Origin of the sequence: Mycetohabitans sp. B3, assembly GCF_021498065.1 — a bacterium.
Lineage (GTDB): Bacteria > Pseudomonadota > Gammaproteobacteria > Burkholderiales > Burkholderiaceae > Mycetohabitans.
Genome location: NZ_JAHLKN010000050.1, coordinates 1 through 23372 on the forward strand (window position 1 = coordinate 1; position 23372 = coordinate 23372).

Annotated in this window: 19 protein-coding genes and 7 pseudogenes; 18 read left to right on the plus strand and 8 right to left on the minus strand. The window is 61.7% G+C overall.

From position 1 onward, the window contains the following. The 6 genes and pseudogenes from KQH55_RS14590 to KQH55_RS14615 form a co-directional block, all read left to right on the plus strand. Positions 1–483 (plus strand): thioesterase domain-containing protein (locus tag KQH55_RS14590; protein ID WP_235091503.1); only part of this gene is annotated, 483 nt, incomplete at its 5' end. Positions 484–553: 70 nt separating this feature from the next. Beyond that, positions 554–920, plus strand: a pseudogene (locus KQH55_RS14595) (transposase); the annotation flags it as partial. A gap of 172 nt (positions 921–1092) precedes the next feature. After that, a pseudogene (locus KQH55_RS14600) lies at positions 1093–1390 on the plus strand (hypothetical protein). Beyond that, positions 1377–1616: a DUF3597 family protein gene (locus KQH55_RS14605; RefSeq protein ID WP_083703593.1), complete on the plus strand. Its 240-nt coding sequence runs from the start codon at positions 1377–1379 to the stop codon at positions 1614–1616. Before KQH55_RS14600 ends, KQH55_RS14605 begins: the two are co-directional and overlap by 14 nt. 100 nt (positions 1617–1716) lie before the next feature. Then, a complete protein-coding gene (locus KQH55_RS14610) occupies positions 1717–2178 on the plus strand; it encodes a rubredoxin (protein ID WP_076787993.1) in 462 nt (153 codons plus the stop codon). A 153-nt stretch (positions 2179–2331) separates the two neighbouring features. Then, entirely contained in the window at positions 2332–2742 is a 411-nt protein-coding gene (locus KQH55_RS14615) for a DUF4399 domain-containing protein (RefSeq protein WP_076794173.1), read from the plus strand. Between the two features lie 132 nt (positions 2743–2874). On the opposite strand, the gene KQH55_RS14620 is transcribed toward KQH55_RS14615, so the two are convergent. From KQH55_RS14620 to KQH55_RS14640, 5 genes and pseudogenes are all read right to left on the minus strand, one after another. Continuing rightward, positions 2875–4176 carry an ATP-binding protein gene (locus KQH55_RS14620; protein WP_235091538.1) on the minus strand — a complete coding sequence of 434 codons (1302 nt, stop codon included), beginning with the start codon at positions 4174–4176 and terminating at the stop codon, positions 2875–2877. A 3-nt stretch (positions 4177–4179) separates the two neighbouring features. Further along, a pseudogene (locus KQH55_RS14625) lies at positions 4180–4829 on the minus strand (response regulator); the annotation flags it as partial. A gap of 291 nt (positions 4830–5120) precedes the next feature. Continuing rightward, positions 5121–5416, minus strand: a pseudogene (locus KQH55_RS14630) (hypothetical protein); the annotation flags it as partial. 6 nt (positions 5417–5422) lie between these two features. Then, positions 5423–6619, minus strand: a complete 1197-nt coding sequence (locus tag KQH55_RS14635; RefSeq protein WP_076788004.1) for an amino acid aminotransferase — start codon at positions 6617–6619, stop codon at positions 5423–5425. A 31-nt stretch (positions 6620–6650) separates the two neighbouring features. Continuing rightward, positions 6651–8030, minus strand: a complete 1380-nt coding sequence (locus KQH55_RS14640) for an amino acid permease (protein ID WP_076794178.1) — start codon at positions 8028–8030, stop codon at positions 6651–6653. Positions 8031–8216: 186 nt separating this feature from the next. Between KQH55_RS14640 and KQH55_RS14645 the strand changes: the two are divergent. After that, a pseudogene (locus tag KQH55_RS14645) lies at positions 8217–8687 on the plus strand (Lrp/AsnC family transcriptional regulator). Here KQH55_RS14645 and KQH55_RS14650 read toward each other — a convergent pair. The 3 genes from KQH55_RS14650 to KQH55_RS14660 all read right to left on the minus strand — a co-directional run bounded on the left by KQH55_RS14650 (position 8653) and on the right by KQH55_RS14660 (position 11790). Continuing rightward, positions 8653–9597, minus strand: coding sequence for an alpha/beta fold hydrolase (locus tag KQH55_RS14650; protein WP_235091505.1), 945 nt, complete (start codon positions 9595–9597; stop codon positions 8653–8655). The pseudogene KQH55_RS14645 and the gene KQH55_RS14650 overlap by 35 nt on opposite strands. A 7-nt stretch (positions 9598–9604) precedes the next feature. Beyond that, positions 9605–11209, minus strand: coding sequence for a benzoate-CoA ligase family protein (locus KQH55_RS14655; protein ID WP_235091506.1), 1605 nt, complete (start codon positions 11207–11209; stop codon positions 9605–9607). Between the two features lie 113 nt (positions 11210–11322). Beyond that, positions 11323–11790 carry a DUF4863 family protein gene (locus KQH55_RS14660; RefSeq protein WP_235091507.1) on the minus strand — a complete coding sequence of 156 codons (468 nt, stop codon included), beginning with the start codon at positions 11788–11790 and terminating at the stop codon, positions 11323–11325. Positions 11791–11971: 181 nt separating this feature from the next. Here KQH55_RS14660 and KQH55_RS14665 point away from each other — a divergent pair, with 181 nt between their 5' ends. The 11 genes and pseudogenes from KQH55_RS14665 (at position 11972) to KQH55_RS14720 (ending at position 23334) form a co-directional block, all read left to right on the plus strand. Continuing rightward, positions 11972–12937, plus strand: coding sequence for a helix-turn-helix transcriptional regulator (locus tag KQH55_RS14665; RefSeq protein WP_139337283.1), 966 nt, complete (start codon positions 11972–11974; stop codon positions 12935–12937). 114 nt (positions 12938–13051) lie between these two features. Then, positions 13052–14544 (plus strand): annotated as a pseudogene (locus KQH55_RS14670) (enoyl-CoA hydratase-related protein). A gap of 50 nt (positions 14545–14594) precedes the next feature. Beyond that, positions 14595–16020: pseudogene (boxB, locus tag KQH55_RS14675) on the plus strand (benzoyl-CoA 2,3-epoxidase subunit BoxB). A 22-nt stretch (positions 16021–16042) separates the two neighbouring features. Further along, positions 16043–17263 carry a benzoyl-CoA 2,3-epoxidase subunit BoxA gene (gene boxA, locus KQH55_RS14680; protein ID WP_235091508.1) on the plus strand — a complete coding sequence of 407 codons (1221 nt, stop codon included), beginning with the start codon at positions 16043–16045 and terminating at the stop codon, positions 17261–17263. A 175-nt stretch (positions 17264–17438) separates the two neighbouring features. Continuing rightward, positions 17439–17717 carry an HU family DNA-binding protein gene (locus KQH55_RS14690; protein WP_235091539.1) on the plus strand — a complete coding sequence of 93 codons (279 nt, stop codon included), beginning with the start codon at positions 17439–17441 and terminating at the stop codon, positions 17715–17717. 36 nt (positions 17718–17753) lie between these two features. Next, positions 17754–17969: a hypothetical protein gene (locus KQH55_RS14695; protein WP_170872334.1), complete on the plus strand. Its 216-nt coding sequence runs from the start codon at positions 17754–17756 to the stop codon at positions 17967–17969. Between the two features lie 452 nt (positions 17970–18421). Further along, positions 18422–19534 carry a branched-chain amino acid ABC transporter substrate-binding protein gene (locus KQH55_RS14700; protein ID WP_076794188.1) on the plus strand — a complete coding sequence of 371 codons (1113 nt, stop codon included), beginning with the start codon at positions 18422–18424 and terminating at the stop codon, positions 19532–19534. Positions 19535–19683: 149 nt separating this feature from the next. Next, positions 19684–20610, plus strand: coding sequence for a high-affinity branched-chain amino acid ABC transporter permease LivH (livH, locus tag KQH55_RS14705; RefSeq protein ID WP_076794189.1), 927 nt, complete (start codon positions 19684–19686; stop codon positions 20608–20610). Positions 20611–20618: 8 nt separating this feature from the next. After that, the gene (locus KQH55_RS14710; RefSeq protein WP_373566403.1) at positions 20619–21869 is read left to right on the plus strand and encodes a high-affinity branched-chain amino acid ABC transporter permease LivM; all 1251 of its coding nucleotides are present in this window, start codon (positions 20619–20621) and stop codon (positions 21867–21869) included. Beyond that, positions 21866–22633 carry a high-affinity branched-chain amino acid ABC transporter ATP-binding protein LivG gene (livG, locus tag KQH55_RS14715; protein ID WP_076794192.1) on the plus strand — a complete coding sequence of 256 codons (768 nt, stop codon included), beginning with the start codon at positions 21866–21868 and terminating at the stop codon, positions 22631–22633. Before KQH55_RS14710 ends, livG begins: the two co-directional genes overlap by 4 nt. After that, on the plus strand, positions 22633–23334 hold the full coding sequence (locus KQH55_RS14720; protein WP_076788604.1) for an ABC transporter ATP-binding protein: 702 nt from the start codon (positions 22633–22635) through the stop codon (positions 23332–23334). The genes livG and KQH55_RS14720 overlap by 1 nt, the downstream gene beginning before the upstream one ends. Positions 23335–23372: the final 38 nt, after the last annotated feature.

Sequence of the window (23372 nt, forward strand, 5' to 3'; positions counted from 1 at the left end):
AGCTTCGGCGGCAATGTGGCGCATAGCATGGCTGTTCGACTCGAACACCAGGGCGAAAAAGTGGCGTTGCTGGCGTTACTGGATAGTGCCCCTCTTGTAAGCAGCAACGCCTTTGCAGAGAAAAAAAATCAACTTGACCAAGCGATGATTAGAGAGGTGTTTGCCGCCCACTATGGCAATGAGTTAGTCTCGTCGATGGATGAGCGTTTATTGGAAAATACCGAGGAAATTGCAAAGAATAATGGGCGTATCGTGAGAGATTATTCTTTACCTCAGTATGGCGGTGATGCGCTATTGTTTCGAGCCACGGTAGCAGAGGCGGGACGTGAAACGCTTGTCACGCCTGATGCGTGGAAACCGTATGTGTTCGGGGAGATAGAGGTTCGTGACGTTCACTGTCGCCACGGAGAAATGCTTAGCCCAGGACCCACGGCGATTATTGGTCCCATCTTAGCCTGTAAACTAGATGAGTGGGAAAGCTGAGGCACTGACCCGCCCTTTGCAAACAGGGCTAGCCAGCACCTAGTAAAGTTCGTTTTCGAAGAAGACGAACATGAAAAAGCGCTTTACGGAAGAACAGATCATCGGGTTTCTGAAGAAAGCCGAGGCCGGCATGCTGGTCAAAGAGTTGTGCAGTCAGTACAGGTTCAGCGACGCGTCGTTCTACACGTGGCGCGCGAAGTTTGGCGGCATGGAGGTGTCGGAAGCACGCCGGCTCAAGGAGCTGGAAACCGAGAACGCGCGGCTGAAGAAGCTGCTGGCCGAGGCGATGCTCGATATGCAAGCGTTGAAGGTTGTCGTCAAGGCAAAGCCTTGAGCCGCAAGCCAAGCGCCAGGCAGTGGCGGCGATTCGGGAGAAGATGAACATCTCAGAGCGCCGCGCCTGCCGGCTTGTCGGGCTGTCTCGCAGCGTGTTGCATGACGAAGCGAAGCCGGACCATGAGAATGAAGCGCTGAGGGTGCACCTGGTAAAACTGGCGCGTGTATTGACCCACCGGAAGCCTGCACACGTCATACTTCGGGAAAAGGAAGATGACGAGTACAAGGATGGAAGAGGAAATCAAGCGTTAGACGGCCAAGCGCAAGAGCGCGCTGGTGCTGAACATCGTCCAGGGCAAGACGACGGTGGCCGAAGCCAGTGGAGCCTTTGGACTGTCGCTTTCGGAGATCGAGCACTGGGTTCGAGGGCGGCAAGCATGGCATGGAGAGCGCGCTACGGGCCAACACGCTCGACGTGAAGAAGCGATCGCGTAGCCACTGGCCATTGAGAATATCCAATATAAATGGCGGAACCATTGTTACGGCGTCTCGTAGCATAGAAGAGCGCCGTTGGGACTGCCGTTGCCGCTCGGTGTTTCAAGTCTGCGGAGGAAGCGATGACGATCTTTGATGATATCGTGAGCAAGTTGCTGCGTAGCGCTAGGCCAGATGCATGCATCGTTTCGCCGGAACCCGCGCCGGACCCGGCAGCGGCTACCGCGTCGACCGACGCGCCGATTCCGGTGCCGACACCGCTGAGTGGTGTCGATGTCGCCGCCGTGCTGGATGTCCGGGTGCGTGAAAGTGGACGTGCGCTGGATTGGCGGCGCGATGTTGCGAATAACGAAACCGATTGACAATGCCAATGACACAATTCAACTGGATGTTGTCGATAGAATATCGGCTTCGCGCTGGCGGTCGGAGCGTCGCGCTTTCCTCCTTGTCACGATTTTCCATATGTATAAGAAAGGCGCTGTTGTCGAGATTCAATTCACCGCTAACCGGCTCAACGACCATGCAGGGGAGCCGTACTGGATCGACCTGGACCCAGACGAGGCGATGACTCTGTATCGGCAATTGCACGCCAGGTTGGCTAATGCAACGCCGCCGGCTCAACCGCTTATCGTATCGCTGGATGCACCGGCGGCCAGACACGACTCGGCACGTGACGCACCACGTCAGGTGGGCCCCGCTGTAAGGCTCGATACCGCCGCAGCAGCCCAGCCGGCTTCGGCGGAGTCAGACGAGGTCGCGTTTCGGCAATGGGTCTGCGTGATCTGCGGCTGGGTCTATGACGAGGCGCACGGCGCGCCGGACGACGGGATCCCGCCTGGGACCCGTTGGGACGACGTGCCGGCCGATTGGCGGTGCCCGCTTTGCGACGTCGGTAAGGCGGACTTCGCAATGGTCGAGTTCTGACCGATATCAATCGGTGTCACGGTTCACCGGCATGCGTCGGGGAGGCCCGGCAGGCTTGCATGGCATACTTTGCACAGCGCGGCTGAAGCCGGTCGTGGCCGATCGGCACGGTCGCATCCCGCGTTGTTTTCTTGCCACAAGGAGCAATTCGTCATGATCCGTGTCTTGGTGAAGTTACTGTGCCGTACTACGCTATCGTCAGCGCTGTTCGCGGGCTGTGTCGCCGCGCATGCCGCCGGCGTGAGCTTTGTCGAGCCGAAGGATGGCGCACAGGTTAGCAATCCCGTCCATCTGAAGTTCGCGGTGGAAGGGATGAAGGTCGTGCCGGCCGGCAACATGACCCCGGGAACCGGCCACCATCACCTGCTGATCGACGATCAAGCGCTGCCCAGCGGTGAAGTCGTGCCGGCCAATGATCATTCGATTCATTACGGCAAGGGCCAGACGGAAACGGACGTCACGCTGCCGCCCGGCAATCATACGCTGACGATGCAGTTCGCTGACGGCGCGCATCGCTCGTATGGACCAGAAATGAGCCAGACGATCCAAGTTCACGTCAAGTAGACTTGACGTGAACCTGCTGGATGCATTGGTGAACGCCATGCCGCTGACAGTTTGACTTATTCGCGGTGCTTTCGTCGAAGCGACCTAGAGGCCGCTTCACGCAGCGGCGGGTGCTCGCTCCGATAGCGATCGTTAGGGTTCCTCACCCGGCAGCGCAGGCAACGTCATGACAAAGCGCGCGCCGCCGAGCGCACCCTGTTCGAGCCATACGCGGCCGCCGTGCAGCAGCGCGATGCGTCGCACGATCGCCAGTCCCAAGCCGAAGCCGCTGGTTTGCAGGTCGCGGCTGGAATGCGACTGGTAGAACGGCTCGAATACCCGTTGCCGATCTTCAACGGGGATGCCCGGGCCGTCGTCCTCAACAACAAGCTGCAGCGCGCCATGCGCGTCAGTCGTCGCGCTCAGCGTGATGTTGCTGTTTGCATAGCGCAGGCCGTTGCGGACTAGGTTCAATAACGCGCGGGCAACCAGCTTTGGGTCACATACGTATCGTTGTGGCGAGCCCTGTATCGATACCGATAGCGTCAGCCCTCGGTCGCCGACGTCATGCGCGACGCTGCCGGCGACGCTGTAGAGCAGTTCGTCGACCGCCACGCACGTCGGCGTCTTATGCGGCGCCAGCTGCTCAAGACGGCATAGCGTTAGCAATTCGGTAATTAAATCATCGAGTTCCCGCACGTCGGCGTGCAGCGCGTCGTGGCGCTCGCGCTGGCGCTCAGGCGAGTCCGGCGATGCAAGCAGTGCCAGCCCAAACTTGAGCCTGGCCAGCGGCGTCTTCAGTTCGTGCGAAATACCGTACATCATGTCACGCTGTTGCAGGATCGAGGCCTCGATCTGCTCGGCCATCTCGTTGAATTGCCGCGACAGCGCATAGATGTTGGATTTGCTGGATACCTGGGCCCGCGTGGACAGTTTGCCTGCGCCGAATGCACGGACGGCGGCCTCGAGCTTGTGTAGATCGCGCCAGTGGTAATGAATCCATGTCCAGACGGCCAGCAGCGTGGCGAACGCGATAAATCCGTATGCGTAGATCTGGAGGTCCAGATGGGTCGGCTCCTCCGGACTGGCGTGCACGACCATGCCGTCTGGCATTGGCATGTCGTCATGCTTGGTACCCATGCTCAGCGCGATCTTGCCGGCACGTAGCTCGCTCGACTGCCGCGCCTCGAGCAACCGCTCGACGTCATGCCATGTCATGAAGCTGAGGCCCTCGTTGCCATGCTTGCTCAACTCGCGTAGCGCCGCGGTGCGCTGATCGCCGGCGTGCCGCTTGAGAAAGTCGGTCAGCACGAACGCGTAAGTGGTCAGCGAATTGCGCGCCTGCTCGCTGGCGCGCTCGTGAAAAATACGAACGAACGACACGTTGACCAATGTGATGGCAGCGCCCGCGACGACGATGATGGCCAAGTACAGACGGATCAGCGAACGAAGCATTGACTCCTCCCACGCAAACGGGCTGAATAGGTAGCCGCGTCCCAGATGGTCTTGAGCTTGCACGGCGCTGACGTAGCGTCTGCGAAGCGTCGCTTGAGTGGTGAGATGCTGGAACTGACGGAACGGTCCAGTGCGCCGAATTCGATACCGCGCAGTGCTTTCAGAATGTTGCCGCGCCATGTGACCTTGCGGTTCGGCGGCGAGATCACGAGTTTGTCGGATTTCAGCGCGTCGCCGATCGGCGGGGCGCCAACTGCCGCCGGCGCCGGATGCATCCGGCACAGCAGCGCTCGTGCTCGCGCCCGCGCGATCAGCAGCCGCAGCTCGATGGGCTTGACCCTGTAGTCGTTTGCGCCGGTCTGCAGGCCGGCGACCTGAGCGTCGAGGTCCACGCGTGCGGTCAGGACCAGCGCCGGCAAGCTGAGCAGCTTGCGGATGCGGCGGCACACGGCCATGTCGTTCAGATTCGGCAGCAACAGGTCCGGGATCATCAGCGCGAGATGGTGCTCGCGCAGTGCATCTAGCGCGACGTTCCCGCGCCGGACCTCATGGACCAAGAATTTGTCGCTGTCGAGGATCTCGCGCACCCACTGCGCGAGCGGGTCGTCATCCTCACTTAGCAGGACCTTATGTTTAAGCAGTACGTCTTCCATGGTCTTTTTTGTGTCGCACTAGCCGATTCTATCCGGCCTAGCGGTGCCATGGATAGTGCGCAGACAACCCAGGACAACCAGTTAAACTTGGACACAAATCTGCACAACTTGAGAATAGAGGTGAAGTCGGCGGTTTTAGATTATTGTTTCCACCACAACCTTTTTTCTGACTCGCGTACAAACGTCTGCTTTCCCTGACGTTACCGCTGGCCACGCTGCCTGTCGTGCTACCGGCTCATGCCGAAACACTTATACGATCATGGCCGGCGGCGGTGTAGGCTATTCACCGTTTCACGCCGGCACGTACACCATCTGGGCGTTGTCGCCTATCAGAAACGCGTGGTTGGCGTCGGCGACCGCGCGCAGGTAAGTTCCACAGGGACGTGATGCGGCGTAGCTTGCGCAAATCCTTGCGGCAGCATAGCCAGAAGCGCCGCGTGACGAATACTTCATCTGCTAGCACAGGCATGATCGCCAGATCGGCCTCGCGCTTGGACAGGCATCACGAGATGCGGCACTGGCAGCAGGTCGATTGAGATGTCGGGGTGGTGCGCGCTGAAGCGCGCCAATTGCGGCGACAGGAAGAACAGCCGTCACGCGCGCAGCACGCTCGCGATGGCGTCGGCGACCATGCCGACGTTCTGCTCGTTCAGGCCCGCGACGCACATTCTTCCTGAGCGAACCAGATATACGCCGTGCTCGGTGCGCAGCCGGTCCACCTGCGCGGCGCTCAGCCCGGTATAGGTGAACATACCGCGCTGTTGGATATAGCGTGACAATGTATCGTCGACGACACGGCCCTGCAACCGCTGGTGGATTGCACGACGCATCGCGGCAATGCGCTTGCACATCGACGCTAGCTCGGACTGCCACGACGCGCGTAGCGCTGGCGTGCAGAGCACCTTGTGGACCACCTTAGCGCCGTAGGTCGGCGGGTTACTGTAGTTAGCTCGTACTGCGCCGGTCAGCTGCCCGAGTACGCGCGTTGCCTCGTCAGCGGATTGGCACACGACGCTCAGGCCGCCGCAGCGTTCGCCATACAGCGAGAAGTTCTTTGAAAACGAGTTCGCGACCAGGCACGATAGGCCGCGCGCGGCCAGCTCTCGCACCGCGAAGGCGTCATCGTCCAGATCTGTGCCGAAACCCTGGTACGCCATGTCGACGAACGGCAACAGCTCGTTTTGCTCGATGAGCGAGATGACCTCGCGCCATTGGTCGCGGTCCAGGTCGACTCCGGTCGGGTTATGGCAGCACGCGTGCAGTAGCACGATATGGCGCTTCGGAATCGCGCGCAACGCATCGAGCATCGCGTCAAAGCGCAAGCCGCCGGTGGCGCCATCGTAGTACGGGTAGGTGTTCACCGTGAAGCCGGCGCGTTCGAATACCACGCGGTGGTTTTCCCAACTGGGGTCGCTGATCCACACCTGCGCGTCGGGGAAGGTGCGTTGCAGGAAGTCTGCGCCGACCTTCAACGCACCCGAGCCGCCCAGCGTCTGCAGCGTCGCGATGCGCCGATCGGCGCGCGCGCCGCATGCGTTGCCGAACACCAGCTGCTGTACTGCGTCGCGATAGGCAGGCAGTCCCGACATTGGCAGGTAGGGACGGGGTCCGATCTCGCCGGCCAGCGCATGCTCCGCATCGCGCACAGCAGCCATCACTGGCAGCTTGCCGTGCGCGTCGAAATAGATGCCGATGCTCAGATTCACTTTGTCGGCTCGAGGATCGACTTGGAAATCCTCGTTGAGCGACAGGATTGGATCACCGGGAAACGCTTCGACGTGTTCGAACATGGAATAGCCTGAAAAGGTAAGACGTTATCGCCTAGAGGTCCCCGGATATCGCCAACGGCGCACCGGGCCGGCGAAAGCGATAGCTTATCGCCAACACCGCCAGCCAGGCAGGAATCAGGTAGACTGACAGGCGCAACGTCGGCGTGCAGTACATCACGACCAGGATCGCAGCAAGGAACGTCAGGCACAGATAGTTCGTGAACGGATGGCCGACGCTGGCGAAGTGGCTCGTTTGGCCAGTCCTGCGCTTGTGCTGCCGAAAACGCAGGTGGATGATGCTAATCATGGCCCAGTTGATCAGCAGCGCTGATACCACCAATCCCATCAACAGTTCAAACGCCCGGGCCGGCATCACATAATTGATGACCACGCACACGCCGGTGATCGCCGCCGATACCGCGAGGGCGGCGACCGGCACGCCACGCCGGTTCACCGTGCCGAGCGCGCGCGGCGCGTTGCGTTGCCGAGCGAGCGAGTACAGCATCCGACTGTTGCTGTAGACCCCGCTGTTATAAACTGACAGCGCGGCGGTTAGTACCACGGCGTTGAGCACGGTGGCCACCACGTTGCTGTTCATCGCGTGGAAGATCATCACGAACGGGCTGCCGCCGCTGGCGACATTCTGCCATGGATAGAGCGACAGCAGCACGGCGAGCGCGCCGACATAGAAAATCAGGATTCGGTAGACGACCTGGTTGGTGGCGCGCGGGATACTGTTGTGCGGATCGTCGGCCTCGGCAGCCGTGATGCCGACCAACTCTAGGCCGCCAAACGAGAACATGATCACCGCCATCGACATTGCCAGACCATTGGCGCCGTTCGGGAAAAAACCACCGTGTTGCCACAGGTTGGCAATGCTCGCTTGCGGGCCCGCCGAGCCGGACAACAGCAAGTAGGCGCCGAATACGATCATGCCGGCGATCGCGGCCACCTTGACGATCGAGAACCAGAATTCCACCTCGCCGTATGATTTTACGCTGCCCAGGTTGATCGCGTTGATTAGCACGAAGAACGCCAGCGCTGAGGCCCACGTTGGCACGCCGGGCCACCAATATTGGATATAGATGCCGACCGCCGACAACTCGGCCATGCCCACGAGAATGTACAGTACCCAGTAGTTCCAACCGGACAGGAAGCCTGCGAAGCGGCCACAGTACTGGTCGGCGAAGTAACTGAACGAGCCGGCGACCGGCTCGTCGACCACCATCTCGCCGAGCTGCCGCATGATCAAAAAAGCGATGCCGCCGGCCAATGCGTAGCCTAGCAATACTGACGGTCCCGCCATTTGGATCGTCTGCGCGATGCCCAGGAACAAACCGGTGCCGATGGCGCCGCCTAGCGCAATTAACTGGATATGCCTGTTTTTCAATCCACGCTTGAGCGCGGTATCTGTATTGTCTGCTACTGCCATGTTTCCCTCTATTCTTGTGGAATGAGACGCGGTGCCGCGTCGATGGGGGTTGCCGGCCGGCCGCACGGCCCTTGAGTACAGGCTGAGTTTATCGAGTGTGCCGGGAAATAGTATTGTGCACTCCGCCGGGGCAAACCCTTGCTTATGCTATAAAGTTTTGTGTTTTGCAGCGAACGGGAAAGCCAAGTGCAGGTACTCAAGCTCGATCGTACAGACCGCCGGTTATTAACCGTACTATAGGAACAGGCGTGTGCTTCAAACTTGGAACTGGCTGAGGCGATACGGCTGTCGCCGGCGCAGACGCTGCGCCGCCATCGGCGCCTGGAGGAACTCGGCTTGATCAAACGGTACGAGGCCCGCCTCAATGCACCGCAACTGGGCATTGGCGTCGTCGCGTTTATCCATGTGACGGTGGAGCGCGGACATATCCACAATATGGCGCGGTTTCGCGAACTGGTTGCCGAACTGGCGCAGATACAAGAGTGCTTCTCGGTAACAGGGGACATCGACTACGTATTGAAGGTCGTGGCGCGGGACTTAAAGGCGTTGTCGGCGTTTCTACTCGATACGCTGCAGATCCCGGGCGTGAGCAAAGTGCGCTCAAGTGTATGTTTGGACGAGATCAAGTGCACGAGTGCGTTGCCGCTCGAGCTGTGAGCGTGGCGCAGCAAGGCGGCCGTGGTGGTCCGCTCAAGCTTGTGGCGGCGCAAACAAAATCCGCGATCACCCAATTGAGTTTGGCCGGCGCGTCTCGATGCGGCGAATGGCCGCAGGAGGGCAGCTTGGCCAGCCGCGCGTGACGGACATTGTGGTGGATCATATCGATTTGCGCCATCGTGCCGTACTTGTCGGCGTAGCCTTGGATCGCCAGCAGGTGGCATTGGATGCACGGTAGCACGCCGGTGATGTTCCAGTTACGGAACGCCGGATCCAGCCAGATGTCGTTCCAGCCGTAGAATGCGGAATTGACATCGTCGTGGTAGCGCGCAAGCTTGTCGCGCAGGCTCTTGCACTCGTAGTCAATCTTCATTTGCGCGATGCTGTCCACCGATACCTGCTCAACCATCACGTGCGGCGCGATGACGACCACACCGGCCAGCGCGTTAGGAAACGCGCTGGCGTACAGCAACGCGATTGAGCCGCCGTCGCTGTGCCCAATAAGCCACATCCGCGCTCGCGCGTCCGCGTCGATGCCTAGCGCATCGAGCAGTGACGGCAGCACGTCGTAAGCCTGCTCGTGCATGAACTGCACGGGCCACTTAACGCCCGGCTCGCGCGGCGTGGAACGTCCGTAGCCGGGCCGCGAATAGACCAGTGCGCGCCAGCCGAGCGCGTCGCACAGCGTTTGTGGCCAGTCCTTCCACATCGCCACGCTGCCCAGTCCCTCATGCAAGAATACCGCGATCGGTGCGTCGTAGCGCGTGCGGTTCAGCCAACGATACTCGATCTGCAGCGCGCCGTGCGTCGCGCCGGCGGGCAGCGTCGTTAGCCCACCATCGGCGGTGACTTGGCCTGGTGTGCTGGCTTCGGCGGTGTGCGCCTTTGCGGAACTTGCGCAATGATGCATGGAGACCTCAGGTTCGTGCTCGCAGCTTGAAGCGTTGGATTTTACCTGTTGCGGTCTTCGGCAACTCGTCGACGAACACGATTTCGCGCGGAGACTTGTGCGGTGCGAGCCGTTGCTTGACGAATGCCCGGATCTTGTTGGCCAACGCATCCGAGGCACTCACGTGAGCCTTGAGCACGATGAACGCGCGCGTCTTCAACAAACCGTCGTGCTCGACGCCGACGACGGCGGCCTCTAGCACCGCGTCGTGATACACCAGCGACATCTCGATTTCGACGGGCGAGACGTACTGGCCGCTGACCTTGAGCATGTCGTCGCTACGGCCCGCGTACACATAGCGGCCGTTGGACTGACGGCGGAATTTGTCGCCGCTGCGTAACCAATCGCCGAGGAACGTCGTACGGGATTTCTCGCGGTTACACCAGTACATCAGCGCCGCGCTGGAGCCCTTGATAAACAGGTCGCCGATCTCGCCGTCCGCGACGGGCGCACCAGTTTCGTCGCGTAGTTCGACCTCGTAGCCGGGCACCGGCGTGCCGGTGGTGCCATATTCGACGTCGCCCGGCCGATTCGACAGGAAAATATGCAGCATTTCCGTTGAGCCGATGCCATCCAGGATCTCGCAGCCGAAGTGCGCGCTGAATCGCTCGCCAATCGCCTTGGGCAGCGTTTCGCCGGCGGACGTGCAGATGCGCAGCGCCACCTGCTCGCGCGCGGGTAAGCGCGGGCAAGCAAGCATGTTCGCGTACAGCGTGGGCACGCCATAGAAAATCGTGACGCGATGCCGCACGAGTCGTGCGAACACCGCGTTTGCGTTGGGGCGTTCGGCCATCAACACGGTGGTCGCGCCGACCGAGAGTGGAAATGTCAGCGCGTTACCCAATCCGTAGGCAAAAAACAGCTTGGCCGCCGAGAATACGATGTCATGCTCGTTGATGGCTAGCACCGACTTGCCATACAGTTCTGCGGTCCAGTACAGGTTGGCGTGGGTATGCACGGTACCCTTCGGCTTGCCGGTCGAACCGGACGAATAGAGCCAGAACGCGATGTCGTCGCGGCTACTGCGGATCGGCTCGGCCATGGGCATCGCGGTGTCCAGCAAGTGTTGCAACACGGGCGCAGCATCATCGCGGGATGCCGGCATCGCACCGTGGTCGACGCCACTGACAATCAGCTCACACGAATCGGCCTGTGCCTGGTCCAGTGCCGGCAGGACAGCGGGCAGCAGCGACGCGGAAGCCATGACGACGCGGGCGCGGCTGTGCGCGATCATGTACGCGTATTCGCCTGGGCCGAGCAGCGTGCTGGCAATGACCGGTACCACCCCAGCATAAAGCGCGCCGAGGAACGCGACCGGCAACTCGACGGTGTCCAGCATCACCAGCAAAATCCGCTCTTCCGGCCGCACTCCCCGCGCGCGCATGACGCTTGCGAAGCGGCGTGCATGCTCCTGCAGCGCCCCATAAGTCAGTGTACCGGCGTCGTCGATGTAGGCCAGTCGCTGCGCGCGCTGGCGATTCAAATCGAACAGATGCGTGGCGAAGTTGAACTGGGCCGGCGGCGAGCTGGCCGAGATCGTCGCGCCAGCGTGGGACTCTCTTAAGGCTTGCATTTTTCCTCCGACAATGACGCGAAAGGGGCCATGACACGCCAGCGCGCAAGCATGCGCACGGCAGGCGCGCAAGCGGTGGGCCGCCGAGCATGCCGTGCAGCCTGGTGTGCCAATCAGGCGGGGGAGAATTCGATTGCGCCGTGGGGCAGCAGATACATCACCAGCGCGCGGCCGTTCGAGACCGTTGGCCGATGCTCGCTGCCGGGACCGTAGACGCACCAGCCGGCAGCGTGGCCGTCAAATGTTGCGTTCGGCGTAATCGGCATGATCAGGTCGATCTCGCCGTGCGGATGGATGTGATGTGGGCCGGCCACATCGGCCATGTCGACGACATCGACGGAAAAGCCGCTAGTGCTGGCGTCGGGTTTGAAAATCCGGCCATAACGGATGCCTGCGTGTTCGCGGTTGCACATCCAACCCTGTGCGACGCCGGCCTGACAGGCTTGCGCCAGCTCGCGGTATTCGGCGCTCTGCGGCGACCAGCGGGCATTGAGCCAGTCAGCCAGCGCGCCGTCAAGTTCACGTCCGGCCAACGGTTCCGTTACACGCGCGATCATGCGGTGAAAGTCTTGTGGCGACATGCGGGTCTCCGGGATAGCGTTGCGGGCGTCGGTCAGCGGCATTGGTATGCCGCCGTGATGCGATGCCGGTGGCTGGCCACGGTTATCATTCAGTGCGATGGCGATGAAATTAGTCGTTGAGCATGCCATTGTCAAGCAATATAGTGCATATAAAGTGACAGAGTGACAAACGTGGCTGAAGATGAAGCACAGTGATACATCGCGGCTTGCCGATGCGTCCGTTGAGCGCGGTCCCGAGTTGCCGGCCAACGACGGTTCGGGCGCCGGACGTGATTCGCGCGATCCGTTTCTAACTGCCATGGGCGAGCGGGTGCGGTTGCTGCGGGCGCGCCGCGGGATGACGCGCAAGAGTCTGGCGGCTGAAACCGGCTTGTCAGAGCGGCATCTAGCGAATTTAGAGTCCGGCGTCGGTAACGCTTCGGTGCTGGTGCTGCGCCAGATCGCGCTGGCTTTGAACTGTCCGCTCGCGGAAGTGATTAGCGACGAGACCACATCGTCGGCCGAATGGCTGTTGATTCGCCAGTTGCTGCACGGGCGTGATCCGGCGTCATTGCAGCGCGCACGCGTGGCGCTCGCTGACTTGTTCGAGCAGGTGCGGCGCGACCCCGACCGGAACCATAGGCTCGCGCTGATCGGCTTGCGAGGCGCCGGCAAGTCCACGCTTGGCCGGATGCTGGCGCAAGAGCGCAAGGTGCCGTTTATCGAGCTAAGCCGGGTGATCGAACAGTTAGCCGGGGGCTCCCCGTCCGACATTCACTCGCTATATGGCGCTAACGCGTATCGGCGCTACGAGCATCGCGCACTGGAGGCGGTGATCGCCGAACATCCGCGCGTGGTGATCGCGACAACGGGCGGCCTTGTGTCAGAGCCGGCCACGTTCAACGTGCTGCTCGCGCATTGCTTCACGGTATGGCTGCAGGCTAGTCCGGATGAGCATATGCGTCGCGTCATCGCCCAAGGTGATCTGCGCCCAATGTCGGGCAGCAGCGAAGCCATGGAAGATTTAAAGCGGATTCTGGCGGGGCGCGGTGAGCTGTACGGCCGGGCCGACCTGAGCTTCGATACCAACGACAAGACGTTGGCCGATGCTTATTTGCAGTTGCGCGATCGGCTGGCCGTACGGCTATCGGCGGATTATGAATCGTAAGCAGCTGAATAATAAATGGAAATATGAAATAGAATTCATTTTTCGTCTTTGAATTGATGTTGTTGTGCAATATAATTCAAAAACAATTGTGTGCTGCCTTGTTCGGAGACGCCTATGGCCCCGCTGGAACCCGTTGCTGCTCCCGTCGACTTTCGTACCGATCCGTCGCGCTACAAGCACTGGAAGCTGTGCTTCGACGGTCCAGTGGCGACGCTGGCGCTCGATGTGGATGAGGAGGGTGGCATTCGCAGCGGCTATAAGCTCAAGCTCAATTCCTACGACCTGGGCGTGGACATCGAGCTGCACGATGCATTGCAGCGTATCCGCTTCGAGCACCCCGAGGTACGCGCCGTCGTGCTCACGAGCAGCAAAGAGCGGGTGTTTAGCTCCGGCGCGAACATTTTCATGCTCGGCATGTCATCGCATGCGTGGAAGGTCAACTTCTGCAAGTTCACCAATGAAACCCGCAACGGCATTGAGGATGCATCGCGCCATTCGGGGCTGAAGTTTTTGGCCGCCGTGAATGGTGCGTGCGCCGGTGGTGGCTACGAGCTAGCGATGGCTTGCGACGAGATCTGGCTTGTTGATGACCGGTCATCGTCTGTCGCGTTGCCGGAGGTACCGCTGCTTGGCGTGCTGCCTGGCACCGGTGGCCTCACGCGGCTGACCGACAAGCGCAAGGTCAGACACGACCGGGCTGATTTGTTCTGCACTGTGGTGGAGGGCATTCGAGGCGAGCGCGCGAAACAATGGCGGTTGGTCGACGAGGTGGTCAAGCCTAGCCAGTTTGCACAGGCAGTCCAGGCGCGCGCGCTTGAACTGGCGGCACAAAGCGATCGTCCCTGCGACGCGCGGGGCGTCGCGTTGACCCCGATCGAGCGCAGCACCCGCGACAACGGCATCGCGTACCAGACGCTCGCGGTCACGCTGGACCGGGCCGCGCGCATCGCGACGTTGACCGCGAAGGCGCCGTGTGGGCCGCAGCCCGCGGACATTGATGCAATCGTTGCGGCCGGGGCCAACTGGTGGCCGCTGCGGTTCGGCCGCGAATTGGATGATGCGATCCTGTCGCTGCGCACGATGAATCCGGGTCATGCTTTGTCGGCATACTCGCCGAACTCGCGTTCGCGGCGGACCGCTCCTACATGCAGGCGCTGCCGGACAACCCGTCGCAGCAGCCGGCGATCGTGCTGTCTGAGGCCAATTTCGGCCTGTACCCCATGGTCACGCGGCAGTCGCGGCTGGCGCGGCGCTTCTACGGCGACGACGCGTTGTTCGAGGCGCTGCGCGACAAGATCGGTATGCCGGTCGATCCGCTGGAGGCAGAACGACTAGGTCTAGTCACCGCCGCGCCTGACGACCTGGACTGGCCCGATGAGATCCGCATCGCACTCGAGGAACGCGCCGCGATGTCGCCGGATGCGTTGACCGGCCTGGAGGCCAACCTGCGCTTTAACGGGCCCGAAACGATGGAGTCGCGGATCTTCGGACGCCTTAGTGCATGGCAGAACTGGATTTTCAATCGCCCGAACGCGGCCGGCGACAAAGGTGCGTTGAAGGCCTATGGTAAGGGTGCCAAGCCTCAGTTCGACGTCGCCCGCGTTTGAGGCGAGTTGCTGGCGCATGCATGCAACGTTTTGTGATCAAGGAATCGATCATGTCTTCGATCAACTACAGCGACAAGATCCCCAACAACGTCAACCTGGCCGATGACCGCGTGTTGCAGCGTGCGCTCGAGCAGTGGCAACCGAATTTCTTCGTGGTGGAATGACATGGGGCCATACGGTAGTCAACTCGACAACGTCTACCTACGCACCGCGGTGAGCGTCGAGCCCGGCGGTTGGGCCCATTTCGACTATGTCAGAATGCCAGATTACCGGTGGGGCATCTTTTTGGCGCCTGGCGAGCCCGACCGTAAGATCCACTTCGGCGAGCACCGCGGCGAGGCGGCGTGGCAGGACGTGCCCGGCGAGCATCGCGCGCACCTGAGGCGCATTATCGTCACGCAGGGCGATACCGAGCCCGCGTCGGTTGAGCAGCAGTGGCACCTCGGGCTAACCGCGCCATCGCTGTACGATTTGCGTAACCTGTTTCAGGTCAACGTCGAGGAAGGCTGGCACCTGTGGGCGATGGTGTACCTGCTACACCGCTATTTCGGTCGCGACGGCCGCGAGGAAGCGGGGGCGCTGCTGGAGCGCCGCTCCGGCGACGAAAATAATCCTCGCATCCTTAGCGCGTTCAACGAACGCACGCCGGACTGGCTGGCGTTTTTCATGTTCACGTACTTCACCGATCGCGACGGCAAGTTTCAACTGTCGGCGTTGGCCGAATCGGGCTTCGATCCACTGGCCCGCACGACCCGCTTCATGCTGACGGAGGAGGCGCACCATATGTTCGTCGGCGAGTCTGGCGTGTCGCGGGTGATCCAGCGTACCGCCCAGGTCATGAACACGCTGCGTACAGACGATGTGAGTGCACTGCGGGCGGCGGGCGTGATCGACTTGCCGACAATCCAGCGCTATCTGAACTTCCATTACTCGGTGACCATCGACCTATTCGGCGCAGATCAATCATCCAATGCCGCGGCGTTCTACTCATTAGGTTTGAAGGGGCGTTTTGAGGAAAGCAAGCGGGATGACGATCATCGGCTTGATACACAGCACTACCGGCTACTCGACGTGCACGACGCTCAACTGGTCGAGCGCGAGGTGCCGATGCTCAACGCGATAAACGAAGTGCTGCGTGACGACTATATCAAAGACTCGATGGCCGGCGTTAACCGTTGGAACAAGGTGTTGGAGAAGGCGGGCATCGAGTCGAGACTGAGCGTGCCGCACAAGGCATTCAACCGCAAAATCGGCGCGTTTGCCGGCATGCGCGTGTCGCCGGACGGTCGGGTGATCGACGAAGCCGAATGGACGGCCAACGAGGCGAGTTGGCTGCCGACGCCGGAGGATCGCGCGTTCGTGGCCTCGCTGATGGGCCGCGTGGTCGAGCCGGGCCGGTTCGCAAACTGGATCGCGCCGCCGGTGATGGGCATCAACCGGCAGCCCATCGACTTCGAATATGTCAGGTTTAATTGACCGCTGAAATGCGCCGGCGCCGATGGCTATGTTGAATCAACACTTGATCGATCCGCAGATTTGCATCCGTTGCAACACGTGCGAGGAGACGTGCCCGAATGATGCGATCACGCACGATGAGAACAACTATGTCGTGAAGGCGCAGGTCTGCAATGGCTGCATGGCGTGTGTGCCGCCGTGTCCGACCGGCGCGATCGACAATTGGCGCCAGGTGTCCGAGGCCGATGCGTACAGTATCGACGCCCAGTTTGCCTGGGACGAACTCCCGTCTCAGCAGCCGATCGCCCAGCAGGGCGCCGGCGTGAGCGTCGCGAGCGTTTCGCACCGGTTGGAACATTTGTCGGATAGCGGCAGCGACGTGCTGCGGGGTGCCAGCGTGCCGCCGTGGTCGGCGGCCAGAGCGCATGTGAATTTATATAAACAGGAGGCGCCCGCTACGGCAGTTGTGGCGGGCAACTATCGCTTGACGGACGAGACTGCCGACAGCGACATCCATCACATCGTGCTGGACTTTGGCACGACGTTCTTCCCCGTACTCGAAGGCCAATCGATCGGTGTCGTGCCGCCGGGCGCTGCGCCCAACGGCAGGCCGTACCACGCGCGCCAATATTCGCTGGCCAATCCGCGCGACGGAGAGCGACGCGGCTGCAACAATGTATCGCTCACGGTCAAGCGCGTGATGCGCGATCACGATGGCAATCCTACCCGCGGCGTGTGTTCGAATTACTTGTGCGATTTGCGCAAAGGTGACCGGGTGGCGGTGATCGGTCCATTCGGCAGTACGTTCCTGATGCCGAACCACTCCGGTTCACACCTATTGATGATCTGCACTGGTACGGGCGCCGCGCCGATGCGTGCGATGACCGAATATCGCCGCCGACATCAATGCGACGGCGCGGCCGGCCAGCTGATGCTGTTCTTTGGCGCGCGCACGCCGCAGGAGTTGCCCTATTTCGGGCCACTGACGAATTTGCCCAAGGGTTTCATCGATGCCGACCTTGCATTCTCGCGCGTGCCGGGACGGCCGAAGCGGTACGTGCAGGATGCCCTGCGCGAAAGAGCGGCCGACGTGGGGCCATGGCTGGCGGACCGCAATACCCATGTCTATGTGTGCGGCCTGAAGGGAATGGAAGAAGGGGTGCTGCTCGCGCTCAGGGACATTGCACAGTGCCATGGATTGGATTGGCAGCGGGTGTGGGCCGACCTCAGACGTGAAGGACGCCTGCATTTGGAAACCTATTGATCGGCGGCGACCGCGCTACGTTAGCGCGCGTTATGGAAGGAGACTCCGAGCGCGTGTCGGCATCCGGAACGCAACAGACTGACGCTATGGCGGGAGTGGACTCAGTAGATGCCGCGTGTGCCTTGCACCGGTCGCTCATTAACGGCGATACCACCGCGGGAGCACCGCCGACCTCCTGGCCAACCGAGGTGCCACTGTCGCACGTGCGGCGCTCGTTTCTACACGCAGTCGTGCCAGGTCGGATGGACAAGGTGCGATCATCGGTACCGTGACCACGACGGTTGTCAACGGCGAAGCCGTGCAATTGATCGGATTCGGCATGTTCGGCACGGGCGCCCGGGCAGCGCGTATCGGCCGCAATCCGGCAACGGGGGCGCAAATGCAGATCGACGCAGCCAAGACCGTCAAGTTCATCCCCGGCAAGGCGTTCAAGGACGCGGTGAACGCCGCGTGACGCCGCGCCGAGCGCAGGCATGTCTACCTGCGCTCGATGTCAAAACAGCTGCTGACCCAGGCCGGACAGGTTGATCCATTTGACCGTGCTCCTCAACGTTCGCCCTGTTTCATCGATCGATTCGATCATCGTGCGCTGTCCGGGGGCTTCGGCGACGACGCGCACGATCCGCTGGCGGCCATTTCGGCCGGCGTGATGCGCCGGTCCGGGTGGTCTTGGCGTGCCGCATTGCGAGCGGACCAAGCGCTTTGAACCCCGCCTAGAGGACGATATCGATCGTGCCACCAATGTGTTCCGAACACGGGCGCGAGGCGAGCATCGCGCCACGCGTCGCGCACCCTGGGAGGGAAAGTCCGTGGGGCAAGTATTCTAACTTTTCTCCGAAGGTTTTCTACCTGACAACCGAAAAACGCTCCTATAATTGCCCCAGCTTTGCCGGCCGCAGCTGGAACAACCTCCGGTGCGCGAGCGTGGTGAGCGGGGCAGGCGAATCGCTTGCGCAATACAAGACGCACGTTGTCTTTCCGAACCTAGGCCTCCAACTTGGAGGCGGTCGCACGTCGGGTCCCGCGCAAGCTGTCTTCATCGCAGGCCCGAGTCCCATCGACGGACGCCAATCGCGTCCCGCTGCGGGTATTGTTCGATTGCGCAAGTCATTTCGTTTGCCGAATGACTGATACCTACAATCGAGGAGCGCCCTGAACATGCTGTCACGTCTTTCCTCTATCTGCTTTGCGGTTACCTGTTTTGCTCTAAGCGCGGCGGCGCACGCGGAGACGGTGCAGATTGCCATTGCGGGACCGATGAGCGGTTCGGTGGCGCAGTACGGCGACATGGTCAAGGCCGGCGCGCTGACGGCGATTGAGCAGATCAACGCGGCGGGAGGAGCCGGGGGCAACAAGCTGGAGGCGGTGTTGCTGGACGACGCGTGTGAACCGAAGCAGGCGGTGGCGGTGGCCAACAAGGTGGTGAGCCAGCACATTAAGTACGTGATCGGGCACGTGTGCTCGGGTTCGACGATTCCAGCCTCGGATATCTATGAGAACGAGGGGACCGTGATGGTGACGCCGTCGGCGACGGCGCCGCAGCTGACCGAGGGCAAGAAACGGCACTTCATTTTTCGCACGATCGGGCGAGACGACCAGCAGGGGCCGGTGGCGGCGCAGTACATCATCGGGCATGTAAAGCCGAAGAAGGTGGCGGTGCTGCACGACAAGCAGTCGTACGGGCAAGGGATCGCGACGTCGGTGAAGAAGGGCCTGGAGGCGGCCAAGATTCCAGTGATGATTTTCGAGGGGCTGAACGCGGGTGATTCGGATTACTCGGCGATCGTCACGAAACTCAAGTCGCAGGGGGTGGACTTCGTGTACTTTGGCGGGTACCACCCGGAGATGGGGCTGTTGTTGAGGCAGGCGCGCGAGCAGGGGGTGAAGGCTACGTTCATGGGACCGGAAGGGGTGGGGAACAAGGACGTGACGGCGATTGCGGGGCCGGCCTCGGAAGGGATGCTGGTGACGTTGCCGGCAGACTTCACGGCGGATCCGGCCAACGCGGCACTGGTCAAGGCGTTTGCGGACAAGAAGCGTGACGCGAACGGGCCGTTTCAGATGCCCGCCTACGCGGCGGTGCAGGTGATTGCCCAAGCGATCACGGGAAGCAAGTCGACGGATCCGGCGAAGGTGGCCGCGTACTTGCACCAGCATACGTTCAGCACGCCAATCGGCAAGGTGGCCTATGACGCGCAGGGCGATTTGAAGTCGTTCAAGTTCGTGGTCTACACCTGGCACAAGGATGCGAGCAAGACTGTCGCGAACTGATCCGCCTACGCCGCCTCGGGGCCCACACCGGCTGCATGCCGGCTCTGCGAGCGGCATACTTGCGCGTTAGCACGTGTCACTGCCGCACTGCGTCTGATGCGTGGCGCGATGTGGGGCAATGCCGTGCCGGCACCCACGGGGACTCCCGCATGAACGACTTTTTTCCTCAATTCGCCCAGCAGTTGGTCAACGGCTTGACGCTGGGCGCAATCTATGCACTGATCGCGATTGGCTATTCGATGGTGTACGGCATCATCGGCATGATCAACTTTGCGCACGGCGAGATTTATATGATCGGCGCGTACGTGGGGCTGGTCGCGCTCACGGCGATCGGCGTGCAAGCAGGTTATCCGCTGCTGCTCGTACTCGGCGTGGCGCTAGTGGTGTCGGTGGTGGTGACCGGCGCGTACGGCTACGCAATCGAGCGCGTCGCATACCGCCCGTTGCGCGGCGGACCGCGGCTGGTGCCGTTGATCTCGGCGATCGGCATGTCGATCTTTTTGCAGAACTACGTGCAGGTCGGTCAGGGATCGCGCGACCTGTCGGTGCCGGTGCTCATCTCCGGCGCGCTCGAATTCCAGTTCGGCGACGGCTTCGACGTGACACTGCCGTACTCGCGCCTGGTCATCGTCGGCGTGACGCTCGTGCTGATGATCGCACTCACGTTATTCATTGGGCACTCGAGAATGGGCCGTGCCTGCCGCGCGTGCGCGCAGGACATGCAAATGGCGAACTTGCTTGGCATCGACACGAACCGGGTCATTTCATTTACGTTCGTGCTGGGGGCGATGCTCGCGGCGGTGGGCGGCGTGCTGATTGGCTTGTCGATCGGCAAGCTGAATCCGTACATCGGGTTCGCGGCCGGCATTAAGGCGTTTACTGCGGCGGTGCTCGGCGGCATTGGCAGCATTCCGGGCGCGATGCTTGGCGGCGTGCTGCTGGGACTGGCCGAGACGTTCGCGTCGGGCTACATGCCAGCCGAATACAAGGATGTGGTGGCCTTCGGGCTGTTGGTGCTAATTCTGCTGTTCCGGCCGACCGGCTTGTTGGGTAGGCTCGACGTGGAAAAGGTATGAGGACGACCATGGGCGCATATCAAACGACGGTCGGCATGCAGACGGTCAAGCATGCCGCGCTTGCGGCGCTGCTCACAGCATTGCTGACGGTGCCGGTGCTGGGCCTGCGGCTGCGCCTTGAAGGCTATCAAGTGGTGCTTGAGCCTCACTGGCGGCCGGTGTGGCTCGCGGTGGGCGCGGTATTCGTGTTCCAGCTGTGCAAGCCGCTGCTCGCGCGCGCCACGCACGGCGTGCGGCTGCCGACGTTGCCGCCGCTCAGTGCACGGCACCAGCGGCGGCTGGTCTGGGCGCTGTTCGGCGTGGGGTTGGTCTGGCCGTTTTTCGGCTCGCGCGGTGCGGTAGACATCGCTACGCTGGCGCTCATCTACGTGATTCTGGGACTCGGGCTGAACATTGTGGTGGGCTTCGCGGGATTGCTCGACCTGGGCTACGTGGGCTTCTACGCGGTGGGTGGCTACACGTATGCGATGCTGAATCACTACTTCGGGTTGTCGTTCTGGCAATGTCTACCGCTGTCGGCCGGTGCATCGGCGATCATGGGCTTCCTGCTCGGCTTCCCAGTGCTGCGCTTGCGCGGTGACTATCTAGCGATTGTCACGCTGGGCTTTGGCGAGATCATCCGGTTGCTGGCCAATAACTTGACCAGCCTGACCGGTGGTCCGGATGGTATCTCCGGTATGCCGAAGCCGACCGTGTTCCGCTTAGAGATGGCGCGCAGCGCCAGCGTGGAAGGCACGCGCACTTTTCATGAAGTGCTGGGCCTGGCGTACCGCGGCGAGCACATGGTGATCTTTCTGTACCTACTGGCGCTGCTGCTGGCGGGCCTCACGCTGTTCGTGACAAGCCGTCTGATCCGCATGCCGATGGGGCGGGCATGGGAAGCCCTGCGCGAGGACGAGATTGCATGCCGCTCGCTCGGGCTGAATCCCACGCGCATCAAGCTGTCGGCTTTTACGCTCGGGGCGTCGTTCGCCGGGCTCGCCGGTGCGTTCTTCGCGGCGCGCCAAGGGCTGGTCAATCCGGAGTCGTTCACGTTCATCGAGTCCGCCCTGATCCTGGCGATCGTGGTGCTGGGCGGGATGGGCTCGCAACTTGGCGTGATCCTTGCCGCGATTGTGCTGACGGTGCTTCCGGAGCTCGCCCGTGGGCTGGCGGAATACCGGATGCTGCTGTTCGGCCTGGTGATGGTGCTGATGATGATGTGGCGTCCTCAAGGATTGTTGCCGGCTAGCCGCGTACACGTGGAGTTGCCACGATGAGCGCCGCGCTATTGGAAGTATCGGGCCTGCAAATGCGCTTTGGCGGGCTGCTCGCGGTCGATGGCGTCGCGTTCGACGTGCGGCGCGAGGAAGTGTTCGCGATCATCGGGCCGAACGGCGCGGGTAAGACGACGGTGTTCAATTGTGTGGGCGGATTCTATCGGCCCTCGAGCGGGCGGATTGCGCTGGATGGCGAATCGATCGCGGGGCTCAGCAGTCACCTCATTGCGCAACGTGGGCTGGTGCGCACGTTCCAAAACATCCGACTGTTCAAGTCGTTGACGGTGGTCGAGAACTTGCTAGTCGCGCAGCACCGGTTGACACAAAGCGGACTGTTGCGCGGGTTGCTGGCCACGCCGGCATATCGGCGCGCGCAGCGCGATGCACTAGCGCGTGCGGCGCGCTGGCTCGAGCGCATGGGATTGAGTGCGGTGGCTAACCGGGCTGCGGGCACACTGTCGTACGGTCACCAGCGGCGCTTGGAGATTGCGCGCTGCATGATCACCGGGCCGCGCTTGCTGATGCTCGACGAGCCGGCTGCGGGGCTCAACCCGCAAGAGAAGATCGAATTGCAACAGCTGATAGACGGGCTGCGCCGGGAATTCGGCGTGGCGGTCCTACTCATTGAGCACGACATGGGGCTGGTGATGAACGTGTCGGACCGCATTTTGGTGATGGAGCACGGCCGGCCGATCGTGACCGGCCGCCCGGACGAAGTGCGCAATGACGAGCGCGTGATCAAGGCCTATCTGGGAGAGGAGTGATGCTCAGGCTGGAGCAGGTGCACACGCACTACGGCGCAATCGAGGCGCTCTCGGGGGTGTCGCTGGAGGTCCGGCGCGGCGAGATCGTCACGCTGATCGGTAGCAACGGGGCGGGTAAGACAACGTTGATGATGACCGTATGCGGCACGCCACGGGCATCAAGTGGACGGGTGCTGTTCGATGGGCAGGACATCACGGCACTGCCCACGCACGAGATTATGCGTATGGGACTGGCGATTTCGCCAGAAGGAAGGCGCGTGTTTCCGAGCCTGACCGTCCTCGAAAATCTGAAGATGGGAGGCTTCTTCGCGAGTCGGCATGAGATCGACGCAGGGCTTGCGCACGTGTACAAGCTCTTTCCACAACTGGAGCGCCGCATGCACCAGCGCGCGGGCACGATGTCGGGTGGCGAGCAGCAAATGCTGGCTATCGGGCGCGCGCTAATGAGCCGGCCCCGCTTGCTGTTACTGGATGAGCCCACGCTCGGGCTCGCGCCACTGGTGATCGCACAGATCTTCAATATTATTCGCGCGATTCGCGACGAGGGCGTGACGGTGTTTCTGGTCGAGCAGAACGCGAACAAGGCACTGCAGGTGGCCGATCGCGGCTACGTATTGGAAACCGGCCGCGTGATACTGGCCGATACCGGCGCGAATCTGCTGGTCAACGAACGCGTCAAAAACGCGTATCTCGGCGGCTGACCGCACGGCGCGCCTGACGACGGCACGGCCACACCTGA

What these genes read in the sequence shown, in the direction of transcription:
- KQH55_RS14605 (WP_083703593.1), top strand. Translation starts at nt 1,377, where the DNA reads ATGACGATCTTTGATGATATCGTGAGCAAGTTGCTGCGTAGCGCTAGG.
- livH (WP_076794189.1), top strand. Translation starts at nt 19,684, where the DNA reads ATGAACGACTTTTTTCCTCAATTCGCCCAGCAGTTGGTCAACGGCTTG.
- livG (WP_076794192.1), top strand. Translation starts at nt 21,866, where the DNA reads ATGAGCGCCGCGCTATTGGAAGTATCGGGCCTGCAAATGCGCTTTGGC.
- KQH55_RS14660 (WP_235091507.1), bottom strand. Translation starts at nt 11,790, where the DNA reads ATGTCGCCACAAGACTTTCACCGCATGATCGCGCGTGTAACGGAACCG.
- KQH55_RS14620 (WP_235091538.1), bottom strand. Translation starts at nt 4,176, where the DNA reads ATGCTTCGTTCGCTGATCCGTCTGTACTTGGCCATCATCGTCGTCGCG.
- KQH55_RS14655 (WP_235091506.1), bottom strand. Translation starts at nt 11,209, where the DNA reads ATGCAAGCCTTAAGAGAGTCCCACGCTGGCGCGACGATCTCGGCCAGC.
- boxA (WP_235091508.1), top strand. Translation starts at nt 16,043, where the DNA reads ATGGCTATGTTGAATCAACACTTGATCGATCCGCAGATTTGCATCCGT.
- KQH55_RS14665 (WP_139337283.1), top strand. Translation starts at nt 11,972, where the DNA reads ATGAAGCACAGTGATACATCGCGGCTTGCCGATGCGTCCGTTGAGCGC.
- KQH55_RS14700 (WP_076794188.1), top strand. Translation starts at nt 18,422, where the DNA reads ATGCTGTCACGTCTTTCCTCTATCTGCTTTGCGGTTACCTGTTTTGCT.
- KQH55_RS14650 (WP_235091505.1), bottom strand. Translation starts at nt 9,597, where the DNA reads ATGCATCATTGCGCAAGTTCCGCAAAGGCGCACACCGCCGAAGCCAGC.
- KQH55_RS14710 (WP_373566403.1), top strand. Translation starts at nt 20,619, where the DNA reads ATGGGCGCATATCAAACGACGGTCGGCATGCAGACGGTCAAGCATGCC.
- KQH55_RS14615 (WP_076794173.1), top strand. Translation starts at nt 2,332, where the DNA reads ATGATCCGTGTCTTGGTGAAGTTACTGTGCCGTACTACGCTATCGTCA.
- KQH55_RS14635 (WP_076788004.1), bottom strand. Translation starts at nt 6,619, where the DNA reads ATGTTCGAACACGTCGAAGCGTTTCCCGGTGATCCAATCCTGTCGCTC.
- KQH55_RS14720 (WP_076788604.1), top strand. Translation starts at nt 22,633, where the DNA reads ATGCTCAGGCTGGAGCAGGTGCACACGCACTACGGCGCAATCGAGGCG.
- KQH55_RS14695 (WP_170872334.1), top strand. Translation starts at nt 17,754, where the DNA reads ATGTCAAAACAGCTGCTGACCCAGGCCGGACAGGTTGATCCATTTGAC.
- KQH55_RS14610 (WP_076787993.1), top strand. Translation starts at nt 1,717, where the DNA reads ATGTATAAGAAAGGCGCTGTTGTCGAGATTCAATTCACCGCTAACCGG.
- KQH55_RS14640 (WP_076794178.1), bottom strand. Translation starts at nt 8,030, where the DNA reads ATGGCAGTAGCAGACAATACAGATACCGCGCTCAAGCGTGGATTGAAA.